The sequence below is a fragment of the uncultured Sphingorhabdus sp. genome, from assembly GCF_937872355.1.
In the GTDB taxonomy this organism is placed as follows: domain Bacteria; phylum Pseudomonadota; class Alphaproteobacteria; order Sphingomonadales; family Sphingomonadaceae; genus Sphingorhabdus_B.
Window position 1 is genome coordinate 1 of sequence record NZ_CALMSV010000063.1, and the last position, 10575, is coordinate 10575.

11 protein-coding genes are annotated in these 10575 nt (G+C 57.5%); 6 read left to right on the forward strand and 5 right to left on the reverse strand.

The genetic code is table 11. The features are described 5' to 3' along the window. From Q0239_RS03500 to Q0239_RS03510, 3 genes are all read right to left on the reverse strand, one after another. A partial coding sequence (locus Q0239_RS03500; RefSeq protein WP_298598559.1) for an AMP-binding protein occupies window positions 1–858 on the reverse strand: 858 nt, incomplete at its 3' end. Window positions 859–1084: 226 nt separating this feature from the next. Next, a complete protein-coding gene (locus Q0239_RS03505; RefSeq protein WP_298598458.1) occupies window positions 1085–1948 on the reverse strand; it encodes a hypothetical protein in 864 nt (287 codons plus the stop codon). Window positions 1949–2182: 234 nt separating this feature from the next. After that, window positions 2183–5119 (reverse strand): Tn3 family transposase, encoded by a 2937-nt coding sequence (locus tag Q0239_RS03510; RefSeq protein WP_298598460.1) that lies wholly within the window; start codon window positions 5117–5119, stop codon window positions 2183–2185. Window positions 5120–5303: 184 nt separating this feature from the next. Between Q0239_RS03510 and Q0239_RS18150 the strand changes: the two genes are divergently transcribed. The 6 genes from Q0239_RS18150 to Q0239_RS03530 all read left to right on the forward strand — a co-directional run bounded on the left by Q0239_RS18150 (window position 5304) and on the right by Q0239_RS03530 (window position 8953). Beyond that, window positions 5304–5672 (forward strand): GFA family protein, encoded by a 369-nt coding sequence (locus Q0239_RS18150; RefSeq protein WP_367276066.1) that lies wholly within the window; start codon window positions 5304–5306, stop codon window positions 5670–5672. Then, window positions 5669–6247: a recombinase family protein gene (locus Q0239_RS03515; protein ID WP_298598463.1), complete on the forward strand. Its 579-nt coding sequence runs from the start codon at window positions 5669–5671 to the stop codon at window positions 6245–6247. The genes Q0239_RS18150 and Q0239_RS03515 overlap by 4 nt, the downstream gene beginning before the upstream one ends. Further along, a complete protein-coding gene (locus Q0239_RS03520) occupies window positions 6240–6713 on the forward strand; it encodes a GNAT family N-acetyltransferase (RefSeq protein ID WP_298598466.1) in 474 nt (157 codons plus the stop codon). The genes Q0239_RS03515 and Q0239_RS03520 overlap by 8 nt, the downstream gene beginning before the upstream one ends. Continuing rightward, window positions 6710–7102 (forward strand): GFA family protein, encoded by a 393-nt coding sequence (locus Q0239_RS18155; protein WP_367276065.1) that lies wholly within the window; start codon window positions 6710–6712, stop codon window positions 7100–7102. The genes Q0239_RS03520 and Q0239_RS18155 overlap by 4 nt, the downstream gene beginning before the upstream one ends. Continuing rightward, the gene (locus tag Q0239_RS03525) at window positions 7099–8454 is read left to right on the forward strand and encodes a hypothetical protein (RefSeq protein WP_298598468.1); all 1356 of its coding nucleotides are present in this window, start codon (window positions 7099–7101) and stop codon (window positions 8452–8454) included. The genes Q0239_RS18155 and Q0239_RS03525 overlap by 4 nt, the downstream gene beginning before the upstream one ends. 136 nt (window positions 8455–8590) lie before the next feature. Next, entirely contained in the window at window positions 8591–8953 is a 363-nt protein-coding gene (locus tag Q0239_RS03530) for a toprim domain-containing protein (protein WP_298598471.1), read from the forward strand. Between the two features lie 157 nt (window positions 8954–9110). Here the strand turns inward: Q0239_RS03530 and Q0239_RS03535 are convergent, their stop codons facing one another. Further along, window positions 9111–9692 (reverse strand): RES family NAD+ phosphorylase, encoded by a 582-nt coding sequence (locus tag Q0239_RS03535; protein WP_298598474.1) that lies wholly within the window; start codon window positions 9690–9692, stop codon window positions 9111–9113. Then, window positions 9689–10387 carry a hypothetical protein gene (locus tag Q0239_RS03540; RefSeq protein WP_298598477.1) on the reverse strand — a complete coding sequence of 233 codons (699 nt, stop codon included), beginning with the start codon at window positions 10385–10387 and terminating at the stop codon, window positions 9689–9691. The genes Q0239_RS03535 and Q0239_RS03540 overlap by 4 nt, the downstream gene beginning before the upstream one ends. Window positions 10388–10575: the final 188 nt, after the last annotated feature.

The window sequence follows — 10575 nt, forward strand, 5'->3', positions numbered from 1 at the left end:
AATGGAGTCTGGGCGTTCCCAATATTTGTGAATAACTGAAGTGCCTCGGATCAATAATTCTCCGCGCTCTCCTGATGGAAGAAAATTTCCGCCATCATCAACCACCCCCAATTCAAGAACCGCGCTGACGCGACCGGAACTCGATGGCCTGCTCAGATAATCATCGCCTACGATAGATGTGCCGATGGAATTGGTCTCGGTCATACCCCAGGCGGTACCAGGCTTAGCATTTTTGAATGTGTCATCAAGGCCCTTGACCTGCGATTCAGCGCGCGCAGCACCGCCCCCGCCAACGGCCAACAAACTTCCGACATCATGACCAGTGTCTTGGGCAGCCAGCATGATATCTCCCGTCATGGCCGGAGTGCCGACAAAGCTGATTATTTTCTCGCGTTCAACCAGCTCAACCGCGCGCATGGGATCCCATTTGTACATGGCAACCACTTTTCGCTGTTTACGGTAACTGGCTAGTAAGACTGCCAATAAACCATTCACATGAAATAGCGGCATCCCTAATAGCGTCGAATCGGTATACGCTTTGCTGCCATTTTTTTTAGATTTCGTCCTGCCTTTCAAAACCGCCATGCAAGTTAAATCAAGTTCCCATGACAGTAATGAGGCGAGGATATTTCGATGGGTGGACACTGAACCTTTAGGATGACCTGTTGATCCAGATGTAAACAGAATTACGGCATCATCGTCCGGTCCCAGCTCAACCTCTGGCATATCGACTTTGCGACTTAGCAGAGGTTCGATCGGTTGGGCTCTCTCTTCAGGTTCGGATCGAACCGAGATGAGGTGCATTTCATTCAAGCGGTCATTTCCAATTATACGGTCAAGCCGCTCTTGATCAACAATTGCAACTTTTGTTCGTTAGCGTCCGCGCTCGTGGTGTAATTTCCGGTGTAGGCGATGGTGTATTCCGGGGTGGGGCATGCCCCACCCCGGAATGCGGCGTCGCTGGTGGCCACCGGGTTCATCGTTATGGGCTTCAGTGCATTATTGGGACACAGATATACGGTAGCGGCGAAGCCGACATTCCAACAATGACCAGTGATTGGGTCATAGCGGACATTTAAATTTGTTAGATGGTGGCTGAAATTGCTTCCAAAAGCGCATTCTGGGCGTGAAGAAGGAAAGCCTTGGCTTCAATGACCCGACATTGCGGTGCCTCCAGCGCCTCCACAGAGACCTCCTGGCCTCGAGTGACCGGTGGGCATGGAATGAAAAGCCCATTGGGGACATAGTTGTCGAGTAAAGAGCGGGTTACCTGATAAGCCAGCAACTCCGAAGCAGGCGCAGCTTTGGGCCAGCAATCGGTAATCACTATGTCACACCCTGTCATTGCGGCAAGATCAGTCGTAGCCGAAAACCGTTTAACATTGGCAAACCTCTTGGAATGCAATGAAGTTGGAAACACCTGAACCACCTCAATCGGCAGCACAGCAGCAGCCTCCGCCCACGAGCCCAATATGTTATCGTCCGGGGCTATGACGCAAACCCTTAGCCCGTCCAATGCGCGACCTTCGCTCAAGGCGAAGGCCAAATCGCCGAGTGTTTCGCAAGGATGATTGCTGCGCGTTCGCGCGTTAATGACTGGCGCGGTTGCGGCTGCGGCAAGCTCCCTGATTTTCCCTAAATCCGGCGTCCTGACAACAAGGATATCGAACCAGTTGTCAAGATAATGAGCCAAGTCAACAACGTCCTCGGCCCCGCCGAGAGAAATCGGAGCGTGAACACAGACGCCGCCCATGGCGGTAATTCCAAGGTCAAATGCTGTAGTATTACGCCAGCCTGTATCATCGACAATCAACCCAACGCGTATGCCTCGGAGTAAACGGGGCAAGCAACGATTGCGCCAACTCTCCGCAAGCTCTGTTGCGCGGCCTAGCACGGACGCAAGGTCCTCGACTTTGTGGTCATCGAGCGCGAGAAAATCGGTAAGCAAAGGAAGCTCCCAAAAAATCGCCGACTAGCATAGCAGATGATTGCATTCCAACTCTCTTGAAAGGCGAGAATATTACAGGTCTCATGACCGGTAATGCAGCTACTCCTTCCGCACAGGTTCCGACACCAAAAACCCGCAGCGATGAATCTCGCCATTGTGCCCTTCGCCGCCGTGGCGGCTCTCTGGGGAATGTCTTATTTGTGGCAGCAATGCGTCGATGTTGGCCGTTGTCCATCATTCCCGGCCAAGCCGTAGGGGCAAAAATCCGTCATCATCGAGCTGGGCATTATCGCTAAAGATGTAGTCGCCAGTCAGGTTGATATGATCCCAACCGAGTGGCGAGATCTGGCTGTAGCTTGCGCCAGTATCTGCCCCAGCAGAATTGCCAAGCTTCTCGACAGCGCGGCCCAGATAGCGGCAATTGAACAGGATGATCGCAGCGGTGACGAGGTTCACGGCAGCAGCCCTGATCTGCTGGTTCTCGGTGCCACGATCACGAAAACGGCCAAGCCTGTGAAAGGCAACCGCCCGTGCAAGCGTATTGCGGGATTCGCCCTTGTTGAGTTCCGCTGTGACCAGTTTCCGCAGCTCTGGGTCTTCAAACCACCGCAAGGTAAACAAGGTGCGCTCGATCCGGCCAACCTCGCGCATCGCGGCGGCCAGACTGTTCTGCTGTTTATAGGCAGAGAGCTTTTTCAGGATCAGCGACGGGGTGACCACCTTGTTCCGCATGGCGGTCACGACCTGATGGATGTCATCCCAGTGGCTCCGGATGAGATTTTCATCAAGCCGTTGCCCGAAGAGCGGGGCGAGCTTCCCATATCGGGCGCGTGGCTCGAAGGCGTAGAGCTTTCTGTCGGATAGCCGTGGAATGCGCGGCTCAAAGTTCAGGCCGAGCAGATGCATCACAGAAAACACGATGTCAGACACCCCGCCGCCATCGACATGAAGGGCAGAGATTTCGGCTGAACTTTCATGGCCGAGAATTCCGTCAAGCGCGTGAATGGCCTCGCCAGCGGTGCCCGCAATCACGGTCTGATGGAGCGGCGCGTAACGATCCGTTATGGTGGTGTAGATCTTGATGATCGGATCGCGGCCATAATGGGCATTGACGGTGCCTCCGCTTTCCCCTGGCCCGCCGAGGTAGAAATGCTGGCCATCGGCAGAAGCGCGCCAACCTTCCCCAAACCATGCCGCCATTGGCTCGGCATGAATCGCGTCGGTGAGTGCACCCAAGGCGGCGCGGAATGTGTCTTCGCGCATGTGCCAGGTCTGCATCCTAAGCAGCGCCCTGCGCGATGCGACCCCGCAAATGTCAGCCATGCGGGACAGGCCAAGGTTGGTGGCTTCGGCAATCAAGGCTGCCAGAAAGCCGTTCTGGTCACTGGGCGGGACGCCGGTTGAGACATGACTGAAATGATCAGTAAAGCCCGTCCACTTCGCGACCTGTGACAGAACATCTGTAATCCGTACTGTGGGCAGGATGCGGTAAGTCCGAACCGCGAGATCACGGGTTTCCTCACTATCATCCGCGTCTTCCTTCGGCATTTTCGGAAACCGGAGGCGGTCACCAGAGAATAGCGACGCATCCTTCCCGGACAGCCCGTTCATGGTGGACAATAGTGCCCGATCCAGCTGCGCCGACCGTTCTTCGAACCACTGGTCAAAAGATGGCTTGGAAATAACGGGCAAAGCGGTGACGCCTGTTACCGTGGCGGGCTGCAACAATTCTTCCAATGCGCGGTGCATCCTCGATGATGGCACCCACAGATCGCCGGACGCCAACGCGCTCGATACTGCAAAATAGGTCGCAAGCTCCCAGTAGGTGCGTTCAATCTTGCCGTCGGCGAACAGATGGCGCTGCCAGCGGCGTTCAATATGCCCAAGCGGAATGTCCGCCGGCAAGGCTTTGCGCCAATTGCCATCGAGTTCGATCAAAAGGCCGATCGCGGTGCGCAACGGTGCTGTCGCGCGCCGACCTTCGAACGTAAAACTGCGCAGGAAACGGCTGCCAACCTGTTTGAATATCTTGTATTCAGGTGCAAGTTCTCCAGTGGCGTCAGGCCGACCAGGCTTTGTTGTGCGCTTGATCAGAAGTGCATCGGCTTCGATCAGATCGAGGCTGGCGACAGCGGTAACCGCTGCTTCAACATCGTCACCCTTGCGAATAGCCTTTGCCATCGCACCCAAAACATCCGCAATGCGGACCAGGCGTTCTCGGCCCTGATCAGCGGATGCCAGGAGGGTTTCTTCAAGCCGCTTGCGCGCCCGAAGATGGGCTCGACCGACGAGTGAGCCGAACATCGCCAGAGCTGCATCGGTAAGGGTTGCTTCCAGCTCACCGATGGTGGCCACCAATGTAGCCATCCGGCGCGGAAGCGTCATTTGCTGCAACGCTTGCGCGGTATACCGCACGCCCTCACGCGCCAACTGGGAAAGCCGCAGCTTGAGATAATCGGGAAGCGCCAGCTCGCCGATCCCTAACCTGCGGATATAGTCGATTTTGTCGAGAAGTTCGAACAGTCCCCGCGCACCGACGCGGATCGGCGGCTCGCGCAGCCAGCTCAATCGGCTCTGCTGGGCATGGGTCTTGTCGTCCAGCACCGCATTCAACTTCGCCTTTTGCTCCGTATTGAGCTGGGCCAGAATCTCAGAAGCAACTTTGGCATCGGCAGCGTGCATCGCCGACGCTGTCAATCGCTCGATGACGCTGACGCCGGGAATGATGATTTTTCGTTCACGCATTCTCGCGATCAGGCGTTCGAGCAGAAGACGGCCATCGGTGCAGGACAATGCCTCGGCTTCGAGCCACTGCTTGAGTTCAGCGCGAACGGGATGCGTCAGATCAACAAATCCATGGTTCCGCTTGATCGAGGCCAATTGTTCATATCGGGTGGGTCCGCGTTTGGCGAAGTCAGCAATGACGTCGGCATCGACGTCAATCTGCTCGGCAACATGATCGAGCATGATCGCAGGGAGCAATTCGCCTCGGCGAAGGTATCGCCCCGGAAAGCGAAGACAGCATAGCTGCAAGGCATAGCCCAGTTGGTTGGCCGGCGAACGCAATCGGGCGATTGCCGCACGCTCATTTTCGTCGAGGCTGTGGTGTGCAATGACCTCCTCCTCGGTCATTGGCAGCGCGAGCAAAGCCTCCCGCTGTTTGGCCGTCATGGGAATGCGCGCTGGCATGTCCGAATCCCTTCACAAACGTCTTTCCATTCGCTACAGTTTTGAAAGAGGATTTTGAAAGACGCAATCATGCTGCGACAGGCAGCATTGATCAGTCTTTCAAAAACGACCGTTTGTGAATGCGGAGCTGGTTGTGGCGACTGAAGGCAGCTGTCTGTGCGGCGCAGTGCGATATGAAATCGATAGGCTGGCCAGCCCGATTGGATTTTGTCACTGTCTTACCTGTCAGAAGGCACATGCTGCCGCATCGGCGCCGACCGCGAGAGTTAGGCGCGAACATTTCCGTTGGCTGTTAGGGCGTGAGTCCGTTGCGGGCTACGAGTCCTCACCGGGCAAAATTCGTCATTTCTGCAAGCGTTGTGGGTCGCACATTGTCTCTGAGAAAAGTGGACTAGATGAATTTATTTTGCGCGTTGCGACACTCGACTCGGATCCTGGAATGCGACCGGTCGTCCATATCTGGACCTCGCATGATGTGCCCTGGTTAGAGGAGGTGGACTTGCCGAAGTTAGCTGAAGGCTTTTCTTCAACATGAACTCCCCACCATTTTTGATCGGCTACGCCCGCATCTCCAAAGGTGATAACCAAAGCACGGCCATGCAGCTACGTGCTCTCAAGGAGGCTGGGTGCACGCGGGTCTTTGAAGAGGCGGCCAGCGGTGGGCGCTGGGATAGGCCTGAATTGCACCGGATGCTCGACCAGCTCCGCAAAGGCGATGTCATTGTTGTCTGGAAACTGGACCGGCTATCCCGATCGCTCAAAGATCTGCTGCATCTGCTCGACCGGATCGAAGGTGCCAATGCCGGGTTTCGTTCGCTCACCGAAAGCATCGACACGACCACTCCGGCAGGCCGGATGATGATGCAGATGGTTGGCAGTTTCGCAGAATTCGAGCGTGCGATGATACGTGAGCGGACCAAGGCAGGTCTCGACCAAGCCCGTTCGGAAGGCCGAATTGGCGGTCGCCGCCCCAAGCTCAACGCCAAACAGCGTGCGGAGATTGCCGAAAGCGTGATCTCGGGCCGCAAATCTGCCGCTGAAATGGCACGTATTTTCGGCGTGAGCCAGCCCACCGTATCACGGATTGTCGCACTGGTGCGCCATGGCTGACCCAATCATCCGGCGCGCGGTAGAGGAGGATATCGCCGACATCCGGACATTGACGATCCGCGCCTACACCAAATGGGTCGAGATTACACCCAGACCGCCTCGGCCGATGACAGCAGATTATAACCAAGCTTTTGCCGATCACCGCTTCGACTTGCTGGTCGACCAGGGGCGGTTGATCGGTCTTGTCGAAACTGTTGCGGAGGGCGACGAACTGATGATCGTCAATGTTGCGGTCGAGCCTGAACGGCAAGGCCAAGGCCATGGGTTCACGCTGATGCGCCACGCCGAGGAGATCGCGCGCTTGTCCGGTTTGGCTGGAACGCGTCTTTATACCAACAAACTCATGACATCGAACATCGCACTGTATGAGCGATTGGGGTATGAATTTGAGAAAGAAACCCACCACGATCTCGGGACCGTCGCCGTGCATATGAAATATTCATTCAGCCCAAGACGTGACAAATGACCGAGAAATCGCGCGAAGCCCGGTGTAATTGTGGACAGCTCTCGGCGATTTGCGCTGGTCCACCCCAGCGTGTGTCTGTTTGCCACTGTAATGCGTGCAAGCGCCGCACCGGCAGCGCATTCGCATGGAATGCGACTTGGGATGAAGCAAAGGTGACTATATCCGGTAATTCCAGTAGCTTCGAACGGACGACCGATACCAACAGGACCAATCGGTATCACTTCTGCCCAGAGTGCGGGTCGGTGGCGTATTATTTTGTCGAAATGAGGCCCGGCACTATATCGATCCCTGCCGGATTATTTGCAGATGAGACATTCCCATCACCGACCGTTGAAGTTTTTGGCGAGCGAAGGGTGAAGTGGTGCACGCGGGGAGACGAGGGAACATGAAGTCCGGCTATGATCTCTCCCGCCTGATCAAGTTCACTTTGCGCGAGGATTGGCGCGATGCGCTGGAAGACGCGATGGCCGAGCATGTTGGCCTTGCTCAGGAAGAGTTTGGCGTCGAGTTCGAGGAAATCGGCGACATTCTTGGCGATCACTATGAAGGACTTCTGTTTGGCTGTGCCCTCGAAGACCTGATGACCCGCCGCTTTGAGCCCGATGGTATCAATCTGGTTGACGATTATCTCAAGCGTCGGGGCTGGAACGAGTCCGCACCCGCCAAAGCCTATATGCGCGCGCTGCGTGATTCCGTGTGCAGCCTTTACGAGGTCAGCGATGTCATCCCGGGGGTATCCTTCCTTGCCCGCGATCTGGTGCGGGGCGGTGAACCAATCCGGGTAAGCGAACGGACCGCCACGCAAACGCTCAAGCAATGGGACAAGATATCGGCAAGGATCGTCCCGGAACGCAAAGGACATGTCTTATCGGGCGCACTGCTGCCTTTCTCAGCCGAAGGCGCTGACACACTTTTGACGGGATTGCGCAAAGCCGAAGGCAAACGACGAAAATCCGGTCCCCTTGATATCGATGAAGACACACTGGCGACCATCGCCCACCTCTTCACCATTGGCTGGCTCTATGATGTCCTGCCCAAGGCGCTCGGCCTCCGGCGGCCCGCCATCCAGAACAGCGATGGTGACGAACTGATGTTCCACAAGGTCCGCTTCCGGCTTGTGAAAAGCGCGTCACCCGCCGACGTTGCAACCCAGATCAATGGGCATCCGGAATTTTCGCCCGAATCCGACCACTTCTGGAACTGGCTGAAACCGTCAAATGGTTCGTTGCCTCGCGCCAAAGGCTCCGGCACTTTAGCGATGAGCACGACGATGGACAATGGCCAGACCGTTTATGGGACGGTGGAAATCAAAGGCCGCACCCTCTTGCTCGCCGTCAATTCGGCACAGCGCGCGCAAGAAGGCATAACGGTGATCATGTCTTTGGTCGGCAACATGGTGGGCAAACCGCTGACCGAAATCGAAACCGTCGAACAGGCCATGCACGATCAAAGGCAACGCGCACCCGAAGAAGCGGCTTTTCCGCCCGAAATTGCAACCGAGATCATTCACCAGACCATGGACCGGCACTACCGCGAAACGCTCGATCAACCAGTGGGCATGCTCAATGATCAAACGCCACGTCAAGCGACCAAAACTGCAAAGGGCCGTAAAATGCTCGTCGAATGGCTCAAGTTCATCGAAAATCACTCCGGACAACAACCTGACCCCAATGATCCAATGGCAACCTACGATTTTGCATGGCTATGGGCGGAACTCGGCGTCGAAAGACTCCGAAAGTAGCCATTTCTGGCTGCGCACGATTGTCTACCGTATATCCGTGTCCCAATAATGCACTGAGGCCGTAGCGGTCCGGGAAGGTCCGCGGCTGACTGCCATTCAGCGCATCTTCCTCGACGCGCAAACCGCGTCTTACCGCATGAAGCTGATGCTCGGCAGGCCCGCGCGCGGCGCCTGGCAGGGGGGAGGGGCGGGGCAGGGGACGCTCGCACTTGCCGAGGGCTTCGAAACGGCGCGGGCCTTCACGATCCTCAACGAGATACCCTGCTGGGCCACGATGGGCGCGCGCCGCTTCGATCAAATCCAGTTGCCATCATCGATCGAGCGCCTGATCCTCGCGATCGACAATGATGCGGAAGGGCGGCGCGGGGCTATCAAAGCGGAAGAGTGCTATGCGCGTCCGGGGCTTTCGATCGAGCGCATGCCCCCTAAGGCCGGCTTCAAGGATTGGGCCAAGATTCTGGAGACTGGTGAGCGGCGTTGTCTCAAGCCACCGCTCTGAAGCTCCAGCGTCTCATTCGCCGAAACCGACCAGCGCGCCAACCATAGCAGCGCCTTGCTTCCGAGCCCCATAATTCCATCCCGTAACCGGAGGAAAGGGGAGAGGTCCCACCGTTTGCCGGTACATTTCGGACCCGTCGACTCATATGGCCGCGCCGCTATCTGCGCAGTTCAATGCTCAACGACTTCAGGGCTGGAACGAGATCGGCCAGACGGAGGAGTTCGACCACGGGGCAGGCCGGGTCGAGGGTCGTGGTCACAGCCCTGTCGTAGACCGCCACACACGCCGCGTTGGTGATGCGCGACATGTAGATGATCCCGTCGAAATCCGTGTCGTCATAAAGTTCCTGACTGAACCTGCGTCCAGCGAGCTGCGATCGCCCGCGCGCCGCGTCGGTCGGAATGCCGAGGCGAGTCGCGCCGCTTGTCCGAAGATCGAGCAGCTTGAGAGGCGATCGTGCAGAAAGACTCGCAACCACGAGATCGTCGACATCCGATTCGAGAAGCACGCGTTTCGTTTTGCCCTGAAAACGGTCCCGCACGATCCGCTCAGCGAGGGCGGTCGCCAGGTCCTGCGCCGCATAGAGCAATGCGAAGCTGTCGGACTGGCTGGAGAATCGCGTTCGGCCAAAGCCCATGCCCATCGGCGCCGCCCGATAGCGCGCGTCGAGAATACGGAGGTATCCGCTCGGGTCGATTCCGACCGCAAGCTCCCGCAGTATTGAGCTGTCCAGCGTCACGGGTAAGCGAAAACCGTCCGCGCCGCGTCCGCCACATCCTGGCGACGATCCTGCTTCAACAGATCGATCGGCCGCTTCTCGCCGAGCAAAGGGCTCTGTTGAACGAGCCAAAGCCACGCGCGCCTCGGATTGCCCGCGATCTCCAGCACATCGCTGATCCCTTGCACGGGCCGTCCGTCAACGAACTGCTCGAGCGGGAACGCATGTTTGCGTGCGCCCGACAGAAGCGCGATGACCTCGCCCCGCTTCTGCCAGTCGTGCAAGGTCGATCGGGCGATACCCCGTTCATGCAGCATGGTTGATCCGGCCACCGGACCAGCCCAATCCTCGAGCGATCCCTCGGTCACGTAGCCCGCGAGCCGGCGGCGTCCTTCATCAACGTCGACAAGCTCACCAAAGCCCGAACCCTTTCGAGCTTCCGTCTGAGCAGGCGCCGGTATCCGGATTGCTGTCGCCGGTCTCTCTTCGCGCGCGAACGCGGCGATCATGGTCGCAACATCTGCACTCTTGCCCTTGAGGCGCTTTTGCTGGGCCGCGGGCAGTCCGATGACCGCAGCGGCAACGGCGGCGACGATCTGCGCGGTGTTCGCGACGGCTTCCTTGGCGAGCCCGGACTGGCGACCAAGCACCTCGGTCACTTCGCTCGCCACCAATCGACGAACACCCGCATCTGCATTTCGGACCTGCGCTACCATCGCGATCACTCCTTCCCGGTCCATATAGGCCGCTGTGCCTACATTGTCCAGATTGTCCGATATATCCGGAATGTGCGGACCGCTATATGCTGACCAGGTCCTCGCTTCAACGCACGCGAACCCGCCCGACGGACAAACGAGCCTGAAGCCGGAGAGGGAAGGGGGATCTGGGCTGAGGCTGCCGACGG